We start from the raw sequence: 623 nt of genomic DNA on the forward strand, positions 1-623 counted from the left end.
TCGGGCCCGCGTGGGCGTGGCCCGGTCCGATCCGGACGGCATGCTGGCCGTCCCCGTCGAGACCGTGCCCCGCGACGAGCGCTCGCTCTCGCGCATCGCGGAGCTGGCTGCGGAGTACGAGCCGCTGGAGATCGTCGTCGGGCTGCCCGTGAACATGCAGGGTGCCGACACGCCGTCGACGGTGGATGCGCGCGAGTTCGCGGCGGCTCTCCAGGCGCGGAGCGGTGTGCCGGTACGCCTCGTCGACGAGCGTCTGAGCACCGTCTCCGCGCATGCGGCGTTGCGGAGTTCTGGGCGATCACAGAAGAACTCTCGTAGCATTGTGGATCAGGTCGCCGCCGTGGTGCTGCTGCAGCAGGCGATCGACACGGAGAAGAGCACCGGAAACCCGGCCGGTGCCCCGGTCCCCGTTGACGAGGAGCCCGCCTGAACATGTCCGAACGCGAGAGCCGTGCGCCCGAGCACGAGCAGAGCACCCGGTTGGGGGATCTGTTCGAGAACCTCCCCGCTCCGTCCCCGCAGGTCCCGACCGCCGGAGACGACACGCCGGCGCCCGGATCCCGCCGTGCGGCCAGGGAGGCCGCGGCGCGCGAGCAGGAGGCCCCGCCCGCTCCGGACCCCGG

Annotated in this window: 2 protein-coding genes; both read left to right on the forward strand. The window is 72.6% G+C overall.

Going from position 1 to position 623, the window contains the following annotated elements:
• Positions 1 to 430 (forward strand): Holliday junction resolvase RuvX (ruvX, locus tag D8M34_RS18230; protein WP_126894723.1); only part of this gene is annotated, 430 nt, incomplete at its 5' end.
• A 2-nt stretch (positions 431 to 432) separates the two neighbouring features.
• Positions 433 to 623, forward strand: a 191-nt coding sequence (locus D8M34_RS18235; protein ID WP_202976297.1) for a hypothetical protein, incomplete at its 3' end; no start/stop codon positions are given.

This window comes from Microbacterium sp. HSID17254 (assembly GCF_003989315.1).
Classification (GTDB): domain Bacteria; phylum Actinomycetota; class Actinomycetes; order Actinomycetales; family Microbacteriaceae; genus Microbacterium.